13 protein-coding genes are annotated in these 20,714 nt (G+C 75.6%); 4 read left to right on the top strand and 9 right to left on the bottom strand.

Going from position 1 to position 20,714, the window contains the following annotated elements:
• The 3 genes from A2U95_RS22925 to A2U95_RS22915 form a co-directional block, all read right to left on the bottom strand.
• The coding region (locus A2U95_RS22925; RefSeq protein WP_240957749.1) for a PP2C family protein-serine/threonine phosphatase at positions 1-1,238 on the bottom strand (1,238 nt) is incomplete at its 3' end.
• Complete coding sequence (locus tag A2U95_RS22920) at positions 1,235-2,038, bottom strand: alpha/beta fold hydrolase (RefSeq protein ID WP_166026268.1); 804 nt, start codon at positions 2,036-2,038, stop codon at positions 1,235-1,237. The genes A2U95_RS22920 and A2U95_RS22925, both read right to left, overlap by 4 nt.
• A 53-nt stretch (positions 2,039-2,091) precedes the next feature.
• Positions 2,092-2,715, bottom strand: a complete 624-nt coding sequence (locus A2U95_RS22915; protein ID WP_166026266.1) for a LysE/ArgO family amino acid transporter — start codon at positions 2,713-2,715, stop codon at positions 2,092-2,094.
• A 70-nt stretch (positions 2,716-2,785) separates the two neighbouring features.
• On the opposite strand from A2U95_RS22915, the gene A2U95_RS22910 reads away from it, so the two are divergent.
• Complete coding sequence (locus A2U95_RS22910; protein WP_166026271.1) at positions 2,786-3,712, top strand: LysR family transcriptional regulator ArgP; 927 nt, start codon at positions 2,786-2,788, stop codon at positions 3,710-3,712.
• A gap of 6 nt (positions 3,713-3,718) precedes the next feature.
• On the opposite strand, the gene A2U95_RS22905 is transcribed toward A2U95_RS22910, so the two are convergent.
• Both A2U95_RS22905 and A2U95_RS22900 read right to left on the bottom strand, forming a co-directional pair.
• On the bottom strand, positions 3,719-4,231 hold the full coding sequence (locus A2U95_RS22905) for a hypothetical protein (protein WP_166026264.1): 513 nt from the start codon (positions 4,229-4,231) through the stop codon (positions 3,719-3,721).
• 226 nt (positions 4,232-4,457) lie between these two features.
• The gene (locus tag A2U95_RS22900; RefSeq protein ID WP_166026262.1) at positions 4,458-5,987 is read right to left on the bottom strand and encodes an amino acid permease; all 1,530 of its coding nucleotides are present in this window, start codon (positions 5,985-5,987) and stop codon (positions 4,458-4,460) included.
• A gap of 317 nt (positions 5,988-6,304) precedes the next feature.
• Here A2U95_RS22900 and A2U95_RS32860 point away from each other — a divergent pair, with 317 nt between their 5' ends.
• Together A2U95_RS32860 and A2U95_RS22890 are read left to right on the top strand one after the other, a co-directional pair.
• Positions 6,305-8,359, top strand: coding sequence for an ATP-binding protein (locus tag A2U95_RS32860; protein ID WP_240957746.1), 2,055 nt, complete (start codon positions 6,305-6,307; stop codon positions 8,357-8,359).
• A 116-nt stretch (positions 8,360-8,475) separates the two neighbouring features.
• Positions 8,476-9,915: an FAD-dependent oxidoreductase gene (locus tag A2U95_RS22890; RefSeq protein WP_166026260.1), complete on the top strand. Its 1,440-nt coding sequence runs from the start codon at positions 8,476-8,478 to the stop codon at positions 9,913-9,915.
• A 138-nt stretch (positions 9,916-10,053) separates the two neighbouring features.
• On the opposite strand, the gene A2U95_RS22885 is transcribed toward A2U95_RS22890, so the two are convergent.
• Together A2U95_RS22885 and A2U95_RS32855 are read right to left on the bottom strand one after the other, a co-directional pair.
• Complete coding sequence (locus tag A2U95_RS22885) at positions 10,054-12,015, bottom strand: acyl-CoA dehydrogenase family protein (RefSeq protein ID WP_166026258.1); 1,962 nt, start codon at positions 12,013-12,015, stop codon at positions 10,054-10,056.
• Positions 12,016-12,043: 28 nt separating this feature from the next.
• A complete protein-coding gene (locus A2U95_RS32855; RefSeq protein ID WP_240957734.1) occupies positions 12,044-12,370 on the bottom strand; it encodes a helix-turn-helix domain-containing protein in 327 nt (108 codons plus the stop codon).
• 175 nt (positions 12,371-12,545) lie between these two features.
• Between A2U95_RS32855 and A2U95_RS22880 the strand changes: the two genes are divergently transcribed.
• On the top strand, positions 12,546-13,847 hold the full coding sequence (locus A2U95_RS22880; RefSeq protein WP_240957731.1) for an extracellular catalytic domain type 1 short-chain-length polyhydroxyalkanoate depolymerase: 1,302 nt from the start codon (positions 12,546-12,548) through the stop codon (positions 13,845-13,847).
• A gap of 80 nt (positions 13,848-13,927) precedes the next feature.
• Here the strand turns inward: A2U95_RS22880 and A2U95_RS22875 are convergent, their stop codons facing one another.
• Positions 13,928-15,598 (bottom strand): hypothetical protein, encoded by a 1,671-nt coding sequence (locus A2U95_RS22875; RefSeq protein ID WP_166026256.1) that lies wholly within the window; start codon positions 15,596-15,598, stop codon positions 13,928-13,930.
• A gap of 48 nt (positions 15,599-15,646) precedes the next feature.
• Positions 15,647-20,476: a hypothetical protein gene (locus A2U95_RS22870; RefSeq protein WP_166026254.1), complete on the bottom strand. Its 4,830-nt coding sequence runs from the start codon at positions 20,474-20,476 to the stop codon at positions 15,647-15,649.
• Positions 20,477-20,714: the final 238 nt, after the last annotated feature.

Below are 20,714 nucleotides of genomic sequence, written 5' to 3'. Positions count from 1 at the left end.
GCGAAGTCCAGCAGCCCGTCGCCGCCGAACAGTTCGCCGGGGCCCGCGCCGGTGTGGGCCTCGGTGAGGCCGTCCGTGTAGAGCAGCATGGTGTCGCCGGCCCCGAGGGTGGTGGCCGCGGACACGAAGTCCGCGTCGGGAACGACGCCGACCAGCATCCCGCCGGGCGTCACCAGGTACTCCGCCCCGCCCGTCGCCCGCAGGACCAGCGCGGGCGGGTGCCCGCCGGAGGCCAGCCGGACGCGGACCTCGCCGCGTGCCCGGTCCGGTTCGAGGAAACCCACCACGGCCGTGCAGTAGCGCGGATCGCCGTCGCCGCCCGCGTTGTTCTCGCACAGCGCGTCGTTGAGGACGCTCAGCGCGCCCAGCGGGTCCTGGTCGTGGAGGGCGGCCGCCCGCAGGGTGTAACGGGCCTGTGAGGTGACCGCCGCCGCCTCCGGTCCGTGGCCGCTGACGTCGCCGAGGAAGAACGCCCAGCGGTCCGCGCCGATCTCGAACACGTCGTAGAAGTCGCCGCCGACCCGGTCGGGGGAGGCGGGCCGGTAGTGGCAGTCGAGCTCCACCCCCGGCACCGTCGGCAGCTCGGGCGGCAGCAGGGCCTGCTGGAGCACCCGGAAGGTCTCCTCGAGCCTGGTCCGGGCGCCGTCGGCCTGCCCGCGGGCGGCCTCCGCCTCCCGCTGGGCCCGCTCGGCCTCCCGTTGCGCCTGCTCGGCGCGCCGGCTGGCCTCCTCGGCACGTCCCCGTGCCTGGTCGGCGGCCTTGCGCTGCCGCAGCAGCTCCTCCTCGTAGGACCGCCGGTCGGAGGCCTCGAAGACCGTGGTGCGGATGAGCTGCGGCTCGCCCTCCGCGTCGTGCTTGACGCTGGACGACACCAGGACCGGCAGCCGTGAGCCGTCGGCGGCCCTCAGTTCCAGCGCGAGGCCGCCGATCTCGCCCCGGATCCGCAGCAGCGGGGCGAAGTGGGTCTCGTGGTAGAGCCGTCCGCCGGCGGTGAGGAGGTCGGCGAACCGTTTGCGGCCCACCGTCGCGCCGCGTTCGAGGCCCAGCCAGCGCAGCAGGGTGGCGTTGATCCGGACGATGGTGCCGTCCATCAGCGTGGACAGGTAGCCGCACGGCGCCGAGTCGTACAGCTCCTCCGCGTCGTCCGTGGGCAGGCCTCCCGGCGGTGTCGCCGCGGGGGCCGCGCCGGGCGGCGAGGGGGCGTCGGTGTCGTCGCCCCGTTCCTCCTCCGGGCTCACCGGATGCGGTCCAGGAAGTCGAGGACGGCGTCGGCCGTGGCGTCCGGGTGGCTCAGGTGGGGGCAGTGGCCGTTGGCGTCCAGGGTGACCCGCCGTGAGCCGGCGATGTGGTCGTGCACGAAGGCGCCGACCGCGGGCGGCGCGATCGCGTCGTGCGCGCAGTCCACCACCAGGGTGGGGACGTCCACCTGGTCGAGGTCGTCGCGGTTGTCGGAGAGGAAGGTGGTCTGCGCGAAGACGCGCGCCATCGTCGGGTCGGTGGAGCAGAAGCTGTCGGTGAGCTCGTCGCCGAGCTCCGGGCGCTCGGGGTTCCCCATGATCACCGGCGCCATGACGGACGACCAGCCCAGGTAGTTGGCGTCCAGCGAGGCCAGCAGCTCGTCGATGTCCTCCTCGGTGAAGCCGCCGTGGTAGTCGCCCTGGTCGATGTAGCACGGCGACGGGGTGACCATCACCAGGGCGCCGATCCGGTCCGGGGCCGCCCGGGCCGCCAGGACGCCGATCATCGAGCTCACGGAATGGCCGACGAAGGCCACGTTCCGCAGGTCCAGCTCCTCGCAGATCTCCACGACGTCGCGGGCGTACCCCTCCAGCGAGGAGTAGCGCTCCTCGCTCCAGGCGGACAGGTCGGACCCGCCGGCCCCGACGTAGTCGAACAGCACCAGGCGGTAGCGGGGGGTCAGGCGGGGGATGACCAGGCGCCACATGCTCTGGTCGCATCCGAAGCCGTGCGCCAGCATCACCACCGGTCCGTCGGGATCACCGAGGACCTTCACCCTGTTTCGTTGCACAACGCCCATATCACCCATCCTGCGGCAGGGCGTCCGCTTCACCAAGCGGGGCCCTGGCCGCGTCAGAGGGCGCGGGCCAGCAGCATGCCGCCCATCAGGAGCATCGTGGCGGCCACCAGGGCGTCCAGGACCCGCCAGGCGGCGGGGCGGGACAGCACCCCGCCGAGGAGCCGGGCCCCGTAGCCGAGCCCCGTGAACCACACCAGACTGGCCAGCATCGCGCCGGCCCCGAAGACCCAGCGCATCGCCCCCTGGTCGGAGGCGACGGAGCCCAGCAGCAGCACCGTGTCGAGGTAGACGTGCGGGTTGAGCCAGGTCATGGCCAGGCAGGTCAGCACGGCGGTGCGCACCGAGCCCGCCGCGGCCCCCCGGACGCTCAGCGCCTCCCCGGCCGGCCGCAGGGCACGGCGGGCGGCCAGCGCCCCGTAGCAGAGGAGGAAGCCCCCGCCGGCGAGGCCGACCACGGTCAGCGCGGCGGGCCAGGCGGTGACCACCGCGCCCAGTCCGGCCACGCCGAGCGCGATGAGCACCGCGTCGGAGACGAAGCAGATGCCGACCACGGCGAGCACCGCCTGCCCGCGCACCCCTTGGCGGAGGACGAAGGCGTTCTGGGCGCCGATGGCGACGATGAGGGAGAGTCCCGTACCGAATCCGGCGAGGGCCGCCGGGAGAAGACCGCTGTTCACGTGGTCCGACGCTAGGCGGCCCCGTGTCATCAGTACAGCTGAAGTTTCTTAACTATCATTAGCCGGCGTGATGGCAGACCTTCCCCATGACCAGGTGCGCACGCTGCTCGCCGTCGTCGACGAGGGCACGTTCGACGCCGCCGCGGCCGCTCTGCACGTCACGCCCTCGGCGGTCAGCCAGCGGATCAAGACGCTGGAGCAGCGCACCGGGCGGGTGCTGGTGAGCCGCACCAAGCCGGTGCGGCCGACCGAGTCCGGGCAGGTGGTGGTGCGCTTCGCCCGTCAGCTGGCCGCCCTGGAGCAGGACGCCGCCGCCGAGCTGGGGCTGGCGGACGCCGCGGCACCGGCCCGGGTCCCCATCGCGGTGAACGCGGACTCCCTGGCGACCTGGTTCCTCCCGGCCCTGACCCGGGTGCCGCAGGATCCGCCGGTCTGCTTCGAGCTGCGCCGCGAGGACGAGGCGCACACCTCGGCGCTGCTGCGCGACGGGCAGGTCATGGCGGCGGTGACCTCCTCGGCGGAACCGGTGACGGGCTGCACGGTGCGCCCGCTGGGCCTGGCCCGGTACCTGCCGGTGGCGAGCCCCGGGTTCGTGGAGCGGCACCTGGCGGGCGGCCCGCCGGAACGACTCCTGCCCGGGGCCCCCGTGATCGTCTTCGACCGGCGGGACGAGCTCCAGGACCGGTTCGTCCGCTCGCTCGCCCCCGGCACCACCGGCGCCGGGCGGCTGCGGCACCACGTGCCCACCTCCGAGGGCTTCTGCGACGCGGTGACCGCCGGCCTCGGCTGGGGACTGGTCCCGGAGCCGCACGCCGAGCCCCTCCTGCGCGCGGGGCGGCTGACGGAACTGGCGCCGGGGCGGCGGGTGGACGTCCCGCTCCACTGGCAGCAGTGGAAGCTGGACGTCCCGGCCCTCGCACTGGTCGCGGAGGCCGTCGCCGCCGCGGCCGCCGAGGCGTTGCACCACCCCGGCGGCCGGCCCGCGCCACGCGGCTGACGGCGGTCAGCAGCCGCCGCAGTTGTAGTACAGGACGTCCCAGTGGTTGCTCTCCCGGGCGTAGACGTTCCCGGAGGCCGACCTGTACTGGGCGGCGCCGTCGCCGCGGTCGGCGATGCGGGTGAAGTTGCCGGTGATGTAGTTGCCGAGGCAGGTGGTGAGGCCGTAGTCGAGCTTGTAGCCGTTCCAGTGGCTGTACGTCCCGCTCGCGTGCCCCGTCTCGGTGCCGCCGGTGATGGTCATGGCGCACCCGGAGGCGTTCCGCAGCGTCACCGCGCCCTGCGCGGTGGCCAGGTTGAGCTGCTCGAACGAGGTGCAGGTGGAGGTGTTGCGGTCCGAACAGCCGCCGCTCGACGTCCAGCCGATGCCGGCGTCGCGGAACATGGCCGTCGCGGTGGAGTGACTGATCTTGGTCACCGCCGCGGCGGCCGGCTCCCCGGCGACCGCGGTGCCGGGGGCCATGGCCAGCCCCGCGGCCAGTACGGACGCCGCGAGGACCGTGCGGGTCTTCGTTCCCATCGTGCACCCCTGTTCACTCGACCGGTCTTACTTCCTGTCATGAGCATGCTAGACGGAAGCACTTCCGCGTGACAGGCTCCGGCAGGGTCCGGACCGCTGACGCGCCTCGTGGGGCAGGTGGACGGTTCTTGCGTCCCCGGCTCACCGCACGGCGCTCCCCGCGGCACGCGCCCGCCCTTCGGCCCGGCCGGCGGTCCGCCGGACGGACCGCCGGCCCCGGGCGGGGTCACCGCCGGCTCGGCTCCCTCCCCCCGGTGCCGTCGCGGTCCGGCGCGGCGTTGCGCGGATGGGCGGGGTCGAGGAACCACCGGCGGGCCGAGACCAGCCACCAGACGCCGCAGAAGACGGTGACGACGCCCACCGCCACGGGCGCGTAGTTGAAGGTGCGCGCGGTGACGGGCGAGGTCTGGGGCAGCATGAACAGCACGGTGATCACCAGCACCCAGCCGACGGCGACCGTGCCGACGGCACCGGACCAGCGGCCGAGGTGCCAGGGGCCCCGCTCGAACCGCTTCCCCTGGCGGAGCCGGAGGAAGGTGGGGATGACGTAGGCGATGTACAGGCCGATGGTCGCGATCGACGTGACCGCCGCGTACGCGGTGGTGTTCCACAGGTAGGGCAGGCCGAGCACGAACGCGCCTCCGGCGGCGAGCCAGACGGCGTTGGCCGGCGTGCGGGTGGACGGGTTCAGCCGGCGCCACACCGTGGAGAAGGGCAGCGCCCCGTCGCGCGAGAAGGCGTAGATCATGCGGGAGTTGGCGGTGACGGACGCCATGCCGCAGAAGAGCTGCGCGACGATGACCACCAGCAGCAGCCACTTGCCGGCCGCCACGCCCAGGGCGTCCATCAGGATCTGGGCCGGCGGCACCCCGGTCTCCGAGGCGAGGGCGCCGCTGTAGGACCGGATGGCGAAGGTGAAGCCGAACAGCAGGACGAAGCCCGCGGCGAGGGAGACGAGGATCGAACGGACGATGCCCCGGGGACCGGCGGTGGAGGCGCCCACCGTCTCCTCGGTCATGTGGGCGGAGGCGTCGTAGCCGGTGAAGGTGTACTGCGCCATCAGCAGTCCGATCAGCACCACGTACACGCCGGAGGAGAAGCCGGTGTTGTTGACGAACTCGCCGAAGACGAAACCGGCCGGCCGGTGCTGGTCGGGCACGAGCACCAGGGCGCCGCAGACGACGGCCACGCCGAGGATGTGCCACCAGACGGAGACCTCGTTGAGGAAGGCGACGATCCGGACCCCGAAGGTGTTCAGCACCCCGTGCAGGACGAGGACGAGCCCGAACAGCGTGATGGTGTGGGCGGGCGTGGCCGCGAAGCCGAACTGGAGGTCGAGCCAGGCGTTGAGGAAGGTCGCCGCGCCGAAGTCGACGCCCGCGGTCACCGCGATCTGGCCCAGGGTGTTGAACCAGCCGGTGAACCACGCCCACGCCGCGGCCGTTCTCCGGGGGGCCATGCGGTGTGCCCAGAAGTACAGGCCGGCGCTGGTCGGGTAGGCCGAGCAGACCTCCGCCATCGACAGGCCGACGAACAGCGTCATGAGGCCGACGAAGAGCCAGCCCCACATGATCACGACCGGGCCGCCGGTGTTCATGCCGTAGCCGTACAGGGTCATGCATCCGGACAGGATCGAGATGATGGTGAAGCTGACCCCGAAGTTCGCCCGGCCGGACATCGAGCGGGAGAGCGTCTGCCGGTAACCGAGTTGTTCGAGTCGTTCTTCGTCGGACACGGGGGACTCGCCCAGAGGCATGGGAGTACCGTCCTTCGCACGTCGGAGGGGGGTTTCGGATGCTCGGTGGTGCCGGCGCCGCCGCGGGCCGCGGCCCGGGTCCGGCGCCGTGGGACAACTCCTGTGCCTGGCCACAGTAGGCCCGCGGGCCCGGGCCGCGTAGGGTGCGGCCGCGCCGGAGGCCGCCGTCGGCCCGGCGGCGCACCGGATGCATGCCCACACCGCCGGCCCGCCCGGGCACCGGCGGGCCGGCGGCCCGGCGAGCGGGTCCGGCCACGGCCTCAGGGATCGGCCGCCGACCGCCGGTCCGGCCCGCGGCGGACGGATATTCTCGACGGATGAGCAGAGGACCGGGCAGTCTGGCCGAGCGGCTGAGGTGGGCGCGCGAACGCGCCTTCGTGGGGCGCCGGGAGCAACTCGCCCTGTTCCGCGAGGCCCTGTCGGGTGCTCCGGACGCTCCCGCCGTGCTGTACGTGCACGGCCCCGGCGGGGTCGGCAAGTCGACCCTGCTGCGCCGGTTCGCGGACGAGGGCCGGGACGCCGGGCGGCCCGTGGTCGAGGTCAACGGACGGCTGATCGACCCCTCCCCCGCCGGGTTCCGGGCCGAGGCCGAGGCCGTCGGCGCGGCACCGGACACCGTGCTCCTCGTCGACGCGTTCGAGCACTGCCAGGGCCTCGAGGACTGGCTGCGGGACCACTTCCTGCCCGAACTGCCCGGCCGGACCCTGGCGGTGCTCGCCGGGCGGGAACCGCCCGGCTCCGCCTGGCGGGCCGACCTCGCCTGGAGCGAGGCCCTGGCCGTCGTCCCGCTGGCCGATCTCGCGCCGGCCGACGCCGACCGGCTGCTCGAACTGCGTGACGTGGCCCCCGTCGTGCGGGACCGGGTGCTGGCCTTCGCCGGCGGCCACCCGCTCGCGCTCAGCCTCGCCGCCGGCGTCGCGGCGAGGGGCGGGGGCAGCGGCTGGGAGCCGACGCCGGACGTGCTGACCGCGCTGCTCTCCCGGATGGTCGGGGAGGTGCCGTCGCCCGAGCACCGGCTCGCCCTGGAGGTGGCGGCGCACGCCATGACGACCACCGAGGGTCTGCTGCGGGCCGTGCTCGGCCCCGAGCGGGGCGCCGAGCTGTTCACCTGGCTGCGCCGCCTGCCGGTCGCCGACTGGGGGCGGCAGGGCGTGTACCTGCACGACCTCGTCAGCGAGGCCGTCGACGCCGACCTGCGCTGGCGCGACCCGCAGGGGTACGAGGAGATGCACCGGCGCGTCGGCCACCACCTGCTCGAACAGGCGCGCACCGCCTCCCCGGCCGAGGCGATGGTGGCGATCCGTGAGATCAGCCACCTGAAGCGCTACGGGCCGATGGGCGAGTACTTCCGGATGAGCCGGGAGGGCGACTACCACGAGGACGTCCTGCGCCCCGGCGACCACGACGCCGTGCGGCGGCTGATCACCGAGGCCGAGGGGCCCGAGTCCGCCGCCGTCGTCGACTTCTGGCTGGAGCGGCGGCCCGAGGCGTTCTGGATGTACCGCGCCTCCGCGACCGGCGAGCCGGTCGCGTTCATGACCTGGCTGCGGCTGTCCGAGCCCCGGCCCGACGAACTCGCCGCCGACCCGGTCCTGGCGCAGGCGTGGGAGCACACCCTGCGCGCCGGTCCGCTCCGGCCCGGCGAGCACCTGATGCTGGCGCGCTTCCTCATCCACCCGCCCGCGTACTACGACATATCGCCGGTGCTGCACCTGATGCAGCTGCGCATCTGCGCGGACTACATCCGTTCCACGGCCCTGGCCTGGTCGTTCATCATCAGTCCGTTCCCGCGGAGGTGGGAGGCGCTGATGGAGCACCTGGGGCACGAACGGGCCACCGCGCTGCCCTGGCCCAACGGGCACACCTACACCCTCTTCGCCTGCGACTGGCGCATCACGCCCTTGTCGATCTGGTTCGACCGCACCCAGCCGGGCGCGCTGACCGAGGCCCCCGCCCGGCCCGCCGCCGACGCCCCGGCCGCCCCGCTGGCCCGCGCCGCGTTCGACACCGCGGTGCGCGACGCCCTGCGCGACTGGCACCGGCCGGACGTCCTCGCCGCCGGAGCGCTGCGCACCACCCGGATGGTGACCGGCCAGCCCGGGTACGCCCCCGAGCACGCCGGGGAGATGCTGCGGGAGCTGCTCAGCGACGCGGTGGACGCCCTGCGTGCCGATCCGCGCGACGCCAAGCTCCACCGCGTGCTGGCCACCACCTTCTTCCACCGGGTGCCCAGCCACATGGTCGCCGCCGAGCGGCTGAGCCTTCCCTACAGCACCTTCCGCAGGCACCTCCAGCGCGGCTGCGAGCGGGTCTGCGACATCCTCTGGCAGCGGGAGACCGCCGGTCTTCCGATTCCCTCGGCGCACGTCTGACGGAAGTGAGCACCGAACGGTCGACGGGTGAGCACCGAACGGACTGGTGACTGAGCAGCGGGCGCGGCCAATGTGGCCTCCGACGACGAACTGACGTTCTCACGAGGAGGCTTCGGATGCCGGAACGACCGGAACAGGACGTGATCGTGATCGGCGGCGGCCCCGTCGGCCTGGCCGCGGGGATGTCCCTGGCCGGGCAGGGACTGCGCGTCACCGTGCTGGAGCGGGACGGCGAGGCCGTCGTCGCCGGGCCGGACGTCGCGGAGCGCGCGTGGGGGCGGTGGCACCGGCCCGGCGTGGCCCAGTTCCGCCAGCCGCACATCCTGCTGCCCGTGGGAACGGCGCTGCTGCGCGAGAGGCTGCCGCGGGTCGTCGACGCGCTGGAGGCCTCGGGGCCGCTGCGGATCAACCTGGTCGCGGCGGGGCGCGAGGTGCCGGGGATGGGCGGTCCCCGGCCCGGCGACGAGCGCTACGACACCCTCACCGCGCGCCGCCCCGTGCTGGACGCGGCCTTCGCCACGGCCGCCGCGGCGACGCCGGGGCTGACCGTCCGCCGGGGCACCGAGGTGACCGGGCTGCTCACCGGCGCCGAGCAGCTCCAGGGGCGTCCCCGGGTGACCGGCGTGGTGACCCAGGACGGCGAGGAGCTGCGGGCCGCCCTCGTGGTGGACGCCGGGGGCCGCAACTCCCCCGTGTCCGCGCTGCTCGCCCGGCTCGGCGGGCCGCCGCCGGCCAGCGAGCGGGCCGAGGCCGGCTTCGTCTACTACGCGCGGACCTACCGCGCCGTCGGCGACGCGCCCGCCCAGTCGCCCTGGCCGCTCAACCACCACGAGGGGGTGTCCACCATCGTGATCCCCGCCGACCACGACACCTGGTCGGCGGTCCTGGTGGTCTCCAGCCGTGACCGGGCGCTCAAGGGCCTGCACGATCCCGCCGCCTGGGAGCGGGCGGCGAAGCTGTTCCCGGAGCTGGACGGCCGGACCGACGGCGAGCCGATCACCGCCCCGCAGGCCATGGCCGGCCTGCACAGCCGCATCCAGCGCACCGTGGTGGAGGGACGGCCGGTCGTGACCGGGCTGGTCCACGTCGGTGACGCCTGGGCGTCCACCGACCCGCAGTTCGGACTGGGGCTGTCGATGGGGATGACCCACGCGGTCGCGCTCGCCGACACGGTCGCCGGGACCGGGCTGACGGACGCCGTCGAACTGGCGCTGCGTTTCGACGAGGTGACCGGGCGGACGCTCGTCCCCGTCTACCGGCGGCTGCGCGAGTGGGACCGGCACCGGCTCGCCGAGATCGACGCGGCGATCGCCGGCCGCCCCTACGAGACGGACGACCCGGGCTGGCACCTCACCAACGCCCTGGACGGCGTGAAGCTCGCCGACCCGGACGTGCTGCGGGCGGTGACCGAGGTGGCGTGCATGCTCGACTCCCCGGAGGGCGCCTTCTCCGCCCCCGGCCTGGTCGAACGGGCCCTCACCCTGAACGGCGGGGCCGCCTGGAGCTGGCCGGGCCCGTCCCGCGCCGAGGTGCTGGCGGCGGTGGAGGCCGGGTGACCACGGCCCGGCGGTGCCGGGCCGGTCCGCGCGAGGCGCCCGGCCCCGGACGGCGTCCCCCCGACCCACCGCGCCGGAACAGCCCTGACGGCCGCCGCCCGGCCCCTCCCTCCGGAGGGCGCGGGGCGGCGGCGCCGGTCAGCCGACCAGATCGGGGGCGCGCAGCATCTCGGCGGGAACGCCCCAGGCGTCGACGAGGTCGACCGCGAGGGGCCGGACCTTGCGGCAGAGGGCGTTCACCTCGCGGCTGATGGCCTTGGAGCGCTGGACGGTCAGCCGGCCGTGTTCCATGAACCAGGCCCGGTCCGCCTCGATCGTCGACAGGGCGAACAGGTCGCACAGCAGGCCCAGCGCGGCCTTGTTGCCGCTCCCGGGCAGCGACCGGACCTTGTCGACGAACGCCTCCAGCACCAGCCGCTCGACGTGGGCGTGGGCGAGCGCGATGACGTGGTCCTGGACCTGGGAGAAGACGACGCCGGGGTTGCGCTTCCGGTCGATCCCGCGCTTGAGCCGCCGGGCCAGGCCGGCGAGCATGTGCTCCTCGCGGTAGCGCAGCATGGCCAGCTGGTACTCCGAGTCGAGCAGGCCGGCCTCCTGGTCCCAGTCGTCGCCGCCGGGCAGCAGGTCGCGCACCCGCTCGAGCATCTTGTGGACCGATGCCTTCTCGATGACCGTCTCGACGGCGAGGCCGGTGACGTAGCGGACCAGGCCGAGCTGGTCGAGGTCCTCGAACTCGCTCGCGTAGTGGGTGAGCAGGCCCTTGGCCACGAGCTGCAGCAGGACGTGGTTGTCGCCCTCGAAGGTGGTGAAGATGTCGCTGTCGGCCTTGAGCGCGGCGAACCGGTTGACGGCGAGGTAGCCGGCGCCGCCGCACGCCTCGCGGCACTCCTGGACGACGCGGGTGGCGTGCCAGGTGCCGAGCGCCTTGGTGCCGGCGGCCCGTGCCTCCAGCCGGCGCCTCGCCGGCGCGTCGTCCTCGGTGGCGGAGAACACCTCGTGCAGCTGGGTGCGCACGACGTCCTGCGCGAAGTGCAGCGCGTAGGTGCGCGCGACCAGCGGGAGCAGCCGCCGCTGGTGCAGACCGTAGTCGAGGAGGAGCTGCTCCTCCCCGTCCGACGCCGCTTCGAACTGCCGGCGCCGCACGGCGTACTTCGTGGCGATCGCGAGGGCCACCTTGGCGACGTTGACCCCGGCGCCGCCGACGCAGACCCGGCCCTGCACCAGCGTGCCGAGCATGGTGAAGAAGCGCCGGTGGGGGTTGTCGATCGAGCTCTCGTAGACGCCTTCGGGCGTGACGTCGGCGAACCGGTTGAGCAGGGCCTCGCGCGGCACCCGCACGCCGTCGAACCGGATGCGGCCGTTGTCCACGCCGTTGAGCCCCATCTTGCGGCCGTCGTCCTCGATCCGGACGCCCGGCGCCACCTCGCCGTCGACGCGGACCGGCACGACGAACGCGTGGACGCCCTCGGACCTCCCGGCCACCTCCAGCTGGGCGAAGACGACCGCGAGTTCGGCGTGGCGGGCCGCGTTGCCGATGTAGTCCTTGCGCGCCTGGTCGCCGCGCGTGGTGATGACGAACTCCTGGGCGGCCGCGTCGTAGCGGGCGACGGTGCCCAGCGCCTGGACGTTGGAGCCGTGCCCGGTCTCCGTCATCGCGAAGCAGCCCATCAGCTTCCCGGTGATCAGGTCCGGCAGGTAGGCGGCGTGGTGGCGTTCGGTGCCCAGGTGCAGGATCGCTCCGCCGAAGAGCCCGAACTGCACGCCCACCTTCACCAGCACCGACAGGTCGCCGAAGGCGAGCGTCTCGAACGCGGCGATCGAGGCTCCGATGTCGCCGCCCCCGCCGTACTCGCGCGGGAAGCCCATGCCGGTCTGGCCCGTCGCGGCCATCGCGACCACAAGGTCGCGCACCCGTTCGCGGAACGCGTCGACACCGAGCTCCTCGGCCTCCTCGAGCACGGAGGCGTGGGTCACCAGGTTGGCGCGGACGAGGTCGCGGATCCCGGCGTACTCGCCGTCCAGGACCTCGGTCAGTGCCGGGACGTCGATCTCGGGCTGGACGTGACCGCTCGCGGCGGCGGACGTGTTTTCGGCGGCCATGCCACTCCGCTACCCCACCCGCGGGTGATCAAGCGGTGGCCCCGGGTTCTTGGAGCCGTACGGGGGACGGGGCGGCGGCCGTGGGCGGCACCGGCGCCTGCGGGGGCCGGCGGGCCCCGCGCGGGGTCCCGGTGGCGGTGGGACCGTCCGTGCCCGCCGTCCGGATGCCCGCCAGGACGGCGTCGGGGAGGTGCCGCGCCGCGAGGGTCCGCGCCTTTGCCCCGCCGGCGGCCTCGGCGACGACGTCGGCGCCGGGGGCGCCGCCCGGCACCGGCCGTTCCGCCGGACCGGTCACGCGTCCCGGCGGCCGGGCCGGGCCGGTGCGGCGGGCCGCCGCACCGGACTCGACGGCCACCGCCGCGGGACACGCGCAACTGCCGGGCCGCCCGCGACCGTTGACTCCCCACAGCCCCGCACTTAACTTGTCCGCATCAATTCGGCGAAGGGACCGAAACTTTCGAAGGGTCCGAGCCGTCCCGCCCCTCGGACCGGCCGCACCGGTTCCGCCGCCCCGCGGAAAGGACACGCACGTGAAGGCCAGACGGAAGTTACGCATCCGCCCGCTCCTGCTGACGCTCTTCGGAGGGGTGGTCCCCCTGCTCGCCGGTTTCCTCCTCGCCGCGCCGGGCGCACAGGCCGCCTCCCTGACCGAGGTGACCGCCTTCGGCGCCAACCCCGGCAACCTGCGCATGTACGAGTACGTGCCCGCCAGTGCCGGAGCACGCCCGCCGGTCGTGGTCGCGGTGCACTACTGCACCGGCACCGGGCCCGCTTTCCACTCGGGCACCGAGTTCGCCTCGCTGGCCGACCGGTACGGGTTCATCGTCGTCTACCCGGACGCCAACGTCAGCGGCCAGTGCTTCGACGTGTCCTCGCCGCAGGCGCTCAGGCACGACGGCGGCAGTGACCCGACGAGCATCGCCTCCATGGTGAGGTCCGTGGTCCAGCGCCACGGCGCCGACGCCGACCGCGTCTACGTCGCCGGCGCCTCCTCCGGCGCGATGATGACCAACGTCCTCCTCGGCGCCTACCCGGACGTCTTCAAGGCCGGGGCGTCGTTCTCGGGCGTGCCGTTCGGGTGCTTCGCCACCACCGACGGATCGGGCTGGAACAGCGCCTGCGCCAACGGCCTGATCAGCAGGACGCCCCAGCAGTGGGGGGACCTGGTGCGCGCCGCCTACCCCGGCTACGCCGGACCGCGGCCGCGGGTGCAGCTCTGGCACGGCGCGACGGACACGACGCTGCACCACAACAACCTCGGCGAAGCGGTCAAGCAGTGGACCGACGTGCTCGGCGTGAGCCGGTCCCCGGTGCTGACCGACAACCCGCAGCCCGGCTGGAACCGCACCCGCTACGGCGCCGGCGGCACCCAGGCGCCCGTCGAGGCCATCAGCCTCCCGGGCGTCGGCCACAGCCTGCCCACCTCCGGCATGGCCGCCAGGGCCATCGCGTTCTTCGGCCTGGACCAGGCGACGCCCCCCACCTCACCGCCGCCCACCACCCCTGCGCCGAGCGGCGCCTGCCGGGTGACGAACACCGTCAGCGCGTGGAACACCGGTCTCACCGACAACATCACCGTCACCAACACCGGCACGTCGGCCCTCAACGGGTGGACGCTGACCTTCACGCTGCGCTCCGGCCAGACCATCACCTCCGGGTGGAACGCGACGTTCTCGCCCACCAGCGGCGCGGTCACGGCCAGGAACGTCGGCCACAACGGGACGCTCGCCCCGGGCGCGAGCACCTCCATCGGCTTCCAGGCCACCCACACGGGTGATGCCGGAGCTCCGACGGGCTTCAGGCTCAACGGATCCGCCTGCCAGGCCGGCTGAGCCGGCCCGGTCCGCGCGCCGCCCGGCCCGGCCGGGACCTCCGGCCCGCCCCGGACCCGGCCGGGGCGGGTCGGGCCGGGTCACTCCTCCACGAGGTCGAAGCGGAGGCCCGAGGCGGTCCCCCCGCGGCCGGGGCGGGTGTGGCGCGCGGTCCACAGGACGCCACGGCCGTCGGAGCCGCGGGCGTACTGGTGGGCACGGGTGACGGTGAGTCCCTCCCGGGGGACCTCCTCGGCGAACAGTTCGTAGGGGCCGGGGTCCCCGGGGCGGAGCAGGCGGCCGAGGGGCCGGGCCCCGTCGAGGTGCGACAGGCGCAGGCGGTGGGAACCGGGCCGGGGTTCGACCGGGACGAGGGGCAGCCAGTGGGCGGGGACCCCGGTGCGCAGCCGGTAGGCCGGGGTGCCGGCCGGCGGGGGCGCCGGGACCTCGGCGGGCGGGGTGGCGCGGGTCCGGTCGAGGGTGGAGCCGTGCGGTGTGGGGACCTGGCGTTCGACGGCCCAGGCCAGGTTGGCGTCCTCGTCGCGGACCAGCAGCACCTCCTCGAGCGGGTCGCTCTCCAGGGAACTCGCGGTGACCGGCGGGACGAACAGTCCGGTGCGACGGCCGCCGGAGGCGGTGCCGAGGCGGTAGAGGGACCAGTGGGCGTCGCCTGCGCCGGCGCCGGGCAGCGGCAGCAGGGTGGGGCCGCCGAGTTCGGAGCTGAAGGTGTCGCCGACGACCACGGAGGTGATCGTGGTGAGGGAACCGGCCGGGACGTCCAGCGGGACGAGGTACCAGTCGTTGCCGTAGACGGTGGCGAACTCGGCGACCAGCATCCGGGCCAGGTCGGACGGCGCCGCCTCGACGGAACCGAGGGCGACCCGGGCGTCCTCGAACTCCCAGAAGCGGCGGGCCGGCATGCCGGGGAAGCGGACGGGCGCGGGGAAGGTGGTGGACAGCAGCGGTGTGCGGTCGGGCGCCGGGGCCAGTCCGGTCGCTCCCGTGGCGGTGAAGTCGGTCCAGTCGAGGGTGCCGCCCTGGTAGGCCTCGGCGGTCAGGGTGGTCTCGGCGAATCCCTCGGCGAGGCCCACCGAGAAGCGGTACTCCAGCCGCTGCGGGTCCCAGGTGCCGGGGCCCGTCACGGCGGCGGTCAGGTGGCGCTCGTCGTACCAGGCGAGCCATGCCTCGAGGACCGGGACCGCCTCGGGCGGCAGGCCCCACACCGGTTCCTGGGGGGTGGGCGGGGAGGCGTGCAGGGTGAAGGCGACGGAGTTGCCGTCCGGCACGCGGCCGCGCAGCACGGCCAGGTAACGCGCGGTCGCCCCGTCGGCGGCGTCCTCCTCGCCGGTGAGGCCGAGCGGGTGGTCGTCGAGGAGGAGGGCGACGGCACCGGCGACGGCGTCGGCGGGGAGGTCCGCGGCGCGCAGCATGCGCAGCAGGTGCTGGCCGCTCTCGGCGCCCGCCCGCAGGTCGGCGGCGGTGGAGCCGGGGCCGCCGGGTTCCGCCTCGGCGAGCGCTTCGAGGGGGGTCGTCCCGTCGTAGGGGACGCCGGGTCCGTGCACGGGTCCGGGGCGGTAGCGGGTGACGCGGTCGGCGTGGCCGCGGACCCGCACCCAGACGGGGCTGCCGGCGTCGTCGCCGAGGAACTCGCCGAGCTGCCACTGGCGGGCGAGCATCCAGGCGGGGTCGTGCACCTGGGCCTCCAGGGAGGGGCGCAGGTCGCCGGTGCGGGCACGGGGTTCCAGCCGCGTCCAGCTGGTGATGGAGGGCATGGGTGACGCTCCTGTCTCCGGGAGGTCCGGGATCGGTCCGGTCCGGGGCTACTGCGGCAGGCCGCGGGTGAAGTCGGTGGCGACGGCGTCCAGGTGGGCGACGTTGGCGGCGAGGACGGCGGCGGGGGCGAGCTGTCCGATGTCGGCGACGGCCGTGGGGCTGTCGGGGTGCAGCGCCTCGTGGTCGACGGCGCGCAGCCGGGCGAGTTCGAGGGCGGCCTCGACGGTGGCGCCGAGCAGGTCCGGGGTCCAGGCCGGCGAGGCGTCCGGGGGGACGGCGAGCAGGACGGCCTGCGGGGGCGCGGCGTCCGGGGCGTCGACGTGCAGGGCGAGGCCGGTGGTCTGCTCGGAGCGCGGCACCACCTCGGTCCATTCGTCGACGACCAGCCCGCGCAGCCGGCCGGTGAGCGGGTCCCGGGGCGCGGGCGTGCCGGGGGCGTGCAGGACGAGGGACAGCCGGGCGCCGGGGCTGCCGCCGGTGGCGGAGGGCAGGGCGGCCCAGCGTTCGACGCGGCCGGGGTGGCCGGGGTCCTGGCCGGGGGGCGTGTACGGGGTCTGGGCGACGACCGCGGTCAGGGCGTCGCCCGTTTCCAGGGCCTCGGCGTAGCCGAGGGTGGTGACCAGGCGTTCCACGCCGCGGCGGACCCGGCCGAGCCGGGTGAGCCAGCCGACGGGGGCGTGCGGATCGCCGTCGAGGAGGCTGTCGGCGTGGGCGAGGGAGTCGTTGAGGTCGCCGGGCGGCGGGGCGTCGAAGGACGGGAGCAGGACGAGGTCGGGGCCGAGGAAAGCGGTGAGGGTCTGTTCGGCCCACTGGCGGGCGGTGATCGTGCCGGCGGCGCGGTCCTCGTCCAGCAGGGCCGCCCGGCCCACGCGGCGGTCGAGTTCGGGGGCGACGGTGGCGGCGAGGGAGCCCAGCAGGGCGGCGTGCTCGGTGAGCCGGTCCTCCGGGGTGCCGGGGCGGGGCCGCAGCGGGGGCGCCGCCGCGGGCACGCCGAGCAGGTTCGCCGTGGTGAGGCCGCGGTGGTGGGCGGCGATCCGGGCGGCGGCCGGGGCGGAGGCGGGGGTGGCGAGGTCCGCGGCGGCCTGCTCGATCACGGCGCGGACCGCCAGGGCGCGCGCGGTCAGGGCCGGGTCGGCCGGCTCGGCCGCGTCCGGCCCGGTGGGCACGGTCTCCGGCAGCGCCAGGTCGGCGGGGCGCAGGGGCCGCGCGGTGCGCAGCAGTTCGCGTGCGGCGCGGACGGCCTCCAGCAGCACTCCGAGTCCGTCCTCGTCGGCGACGACGGCGACCGGGCGGGCGGTGACCTGTTCGGCGGCGAGCCGGGTGTCGGCGTGCTGCAGCAGGTGGCGCTCCAGGTCCGAGCCGGGGAGCGCGTCCGGGGAGAGGCCGAGGGCGAGCAGGTCGAGCGGGGACAGCGGCAGTCCCGCGAGGGGGACGGCGCGGGTGGCGCCGTCGGCGAGCCGGACGGTGAGGGTGAGGCCGGCCGGGTCGGGCAGCAGCCCGGCCAGCCAGGCGTCGAGGGCGGGTTCGGCCACGGCGCGGCTCTGGGTGGCCGGGTCGGCGGCCCAGCCGGGCCCGGCGGGCGACGGGTCCTGGCCGACGGGACCGCCGTCACCGTCGTCGGGGAGCGGGCCGCCGTCACCGTCGTCGGGGAGCGGGCCGTCGTCACCGGGCGGCGGGCCGCCGGGTCCGTCGTCCGGCAGCGGGACCACGTCGCCGCCGGGCAGTCCCCCGTCGTCCTCCGGGGGCCGGGGGACGTGGATCGGCGGGGTCTCCCCCGCGCCGCCTCCGGGGTCCTTGGCCAGGGCGCGCGCCCCGCCGGCGGCCGGCGCCTCCGCCGGGCCGGGCAGCAGGACGACCACCCGGTGGGTGACCGCGTCGCCGGCCCGGGGGGTGCGCAGCGACTCGAGTTCCGGCGGCGGGGCCTCGCCGTTGCCCATCGCGTCGACGGTGGCGCCGGCCCGCATCGGGTTGCCCTGGGCGGCCTGGTGGACGCCTTCGGTCAGCAGGGTGTCGGCGACGGCGTCCACGGCGTCGTCCAGGTCGTCCAGCACCGCGGTGAGCGCGGTGATCTCGGCGGTGGAGCCGGCCGGGACGCCGACCGTGCGGACCAGGTCGAGGCGGCCGGCGGCGCGGCGCCGGTGCAGGCGCAGGCCGTCGGTGACGTCCTCGGCGACGACGCGTTCCTCGACCGTCCCGTCGTGGGCGACGTGGGTGGCGGTGGTGGGGGCGAGTTCCCGGAAGCGGTCGGTCCAGGAGGCGAGGGTGCCCAGGGGGTGGTCCTGCAGGGCGCGTTCGAAGCGGTAGCCGAGCAGGGAGCCGAGCGGGCGGCCCTGGCGGACGCCGTCGAGCAGCCAGGCGGCGGTGCGGGCCCGGGTGGAGGTCAGGTCGACGGCGGTGGGCGTGTCGGGGCGGTCCCCGTGGGCGCGCTGCGCGGCGCGCAGCAGGGCCGCGGTGGTGGCCTGGGCGAGCGAGGGCGCGTGGACGGGGCCGGCGGTGCCGTCGGCCGCGAACAGGGTCCACGGCCTGCTGTCGCCGGGGGCGGCGAGCGGGTCGGTCCTCTCGCCCTCCGGCCGCCGCTCGTACGGGACCTGGACCGGTGCGGTGGAGCGGGGCACCACGTCCAGCAGCCAGCCGTAGCCGCCGAGGTGGCTGCCGCCGGAGGCGCGCCTGCGCAGGTGTTCCAGGCGGCGGGTGGCCAGCGAGGTGATCCAGGCGTCGAGCCGGTGGGAGGTGGCGTCCAGGGTCTGGGCGAGCAGCAGCTCCAGTTCGCCGGAGGGGAGCGCCGCGAGGGCGGCGGCGGATTCCAGGGCCTGGTACAGCGGGGCGAGTTCGGGGCGTTGCCGGGCGGCGGGGGTCCACAGGTAGGCGTCGGCGGTCTGGCCGGTGCCCGGGACGACGCGGCGGGCGCGGTGCCAGACGGTGGTGGTGAGGGCCTGGGGGTCGGTGTCCAGCACCTCGGGTTCCCGGCGGCCGGCGGTGCCGGTGCCGAGGACGGTGTCGACGGCGCGGGCGTACTCGGCGAGCAGCGAGTGCCGGACGAGGCGGTAGAGGAGGGGGGTGGAGCGGCCCGCGGCGGGCGTGGTGCCGAGGTCGTGCCACCAGCGGGCCCAGGGCAGGTTCTTCCGGTCCTGGGCGGAGGGTACGCGGGCCCAGGCGGGCGCCGGGTCGACCGGGACGGAGAGGGCGGCGAGGTATTCGGCGGGGGTGCCGCCGGGGGTGCCGGGGGGCGCGTCGGTCCAGGGGTTGTCGAGCGGCCAGGACTTCTTGGCGTGGAGGAGGCGTCCGGGGCCGAGTTCCCAGCCGGGCAGCCCGAGCCGGGCGGACAGCGAGGCGGTCTGCGCGGCCAGGCCGGTGCGCCAGGCGTCGTTGAGGGCGAGCGGGCCGAACCTCCAGAGGGCGGTGACGTAGTCGGTGCCGAGGGCGCTGCGGGCGTGCACGCGCCGGGCGGTGGGGGCCATGCCGAGGATCTCCGCCACGGTGTGCTGTCCGGCCGCGCCGCGGGTGATGCGGGGGACGGCCGCCGGGTCGGCGGCGGACGGGGCCCAGACGCGGTCGCGGAGGGTGCGCAGGAAGGCGGGGACGGCGGCGGGGAGCGGCGGCGTGCCGAGGGCGTCGCCCTCCAGGTCGGTCCAGCGGTTCAGCGGCAGCACGGGCAGCAGTCCGTAGGGCTGGGAGCCGACGCGCAGCGCGGGCAGCGGGCCGCCGGGGCGCAGGAAGCGCCGGACGTGCTCGCGGGCTCCGCGGATCTGGGCGTCGGTGAACCGGCCCTCGCCGAACTGGGAGAGGTAGTAGCCCCAGGTCGCCTCCCACAGGACGGTGGCCATGTGGCGGGCGGCGGCCTGGTCGCCGCGGCGGGCGTCGCGGGCGCGGGCCAGGGGCGCGGGGCGGTTCATGCCGTCGGGGCCCTTCACGCCGTCGATGTCGGCGACGGGCTGCAGGCCGAGCGCCCGGCAGAGCGTTCTCGCGTTGCTCTCGGGGTCGGCCGGGGGTTCGTCGGCGATCCGGACGCGGTAGGCGTCGCGGTGGCCGGGGTCGTCGCGGCTGTACCGGGAGGTGGCGGTGGTGGTGTTGTTGGAGGGGGCGCCGGGCGGGACGTAGCCCAGGCCCCGGGTGTGGTACTGGGCTTCGAGGAGGGCGGACAGTTCGGCGGTGGCGGCGTCGGGGTCGCCTTCGTGCACGCCGTAGGCGAGGACCTGCGCGTAGCCGGTGCCGCGCGGCAGGCGGACCGCCATGCCGACGGCCTCGGCGGCGGCGAAGTCGACCAGCCAGCGGGTGGCGTCGTCGGTGGGCGGCGCGGCGGGGTCGAGGTCCTCCAGGTCGGCGGTGGGCGCCGGGCCGACGGGCAGGGGGCGGCCGGACGCGCCTCCGACCGGGCGGGTGACGCGGGTGACGGGGGGCGCGCCGGCCTCCTTGGGCCGTCCGACGACGTACCAGCGGGTGGGCAGCGCGCGGGCGACGGCCCGGCGGGTCCACGCGGCGTCGCGGTGCGGGCCGGGGTCGGGGAAGTCCGGGCCGGGGAGGGGGCCGCCGGATCCGGGGGCGTCGCCGGGGCCGGGGCGTTCGAGCGGGTTGACGGGCTCCAGGACGCGGGCGATCCAGCCGGCGCGTTCGGCGCCGAAGCGTCCGGAGAGTTCCGTCCAGGCGGCGTCCTCGGTGGGGGCGTCGCCCCGGGCGTCCCAGACGGCCTGCCAGTAGCGGCGGCCGTAGAGGTCCTCGTCCTCGGTGAGCGGGGGCTCGTGGGTGTCGACGTGGATCTCGTCCGGGTAGATGCGGACGAGGAGTTCGGTGGCGGTGAAGCGGGTCTCCAGCCGGACCGGGAGCAGCACCACGGGCAGCGCGGTGGTCAGGGTCCAGGCCGGGGGCGTGGGTGTGGTCATCGGCGTCCGTCCAGGTGGCGTCGTGCGAGGTGGAGTGGGTGGGCGCGCGCGGTGCGGCGCGGGCGCGGCGGTCCGCCGGGGTCCCGGCGCCGCGCCCGTCGTGCGGCGGGCGCGGTGCCGGTTCCGCGGCGGTCCCGGATTCGTCGCGGTGCCGGTTCCGGCCGCGGTGCCGGTTCCGGCCGTGGTGTCAGCGGGTGGGGTGGGCCGGCCGGGGCAGGTACGCCTCGTCGGGGATGGC

It is taken from the genome of Streptomyces chilikensis (assembly GCF_001642695.1).
Taxonomy (GTDB): domain Bacteria; phylum Actinomycetota; class Actinomycetes; order Streptomycetales; family Streptomycetaceae; genus Streptomyces; species Streptomyces chilikensis.
The sequence above is the reverse complement of the archived record's forward strand: the minus strand, read 5'-3'. Positions and strand labels throughout refer to the sequence as shown.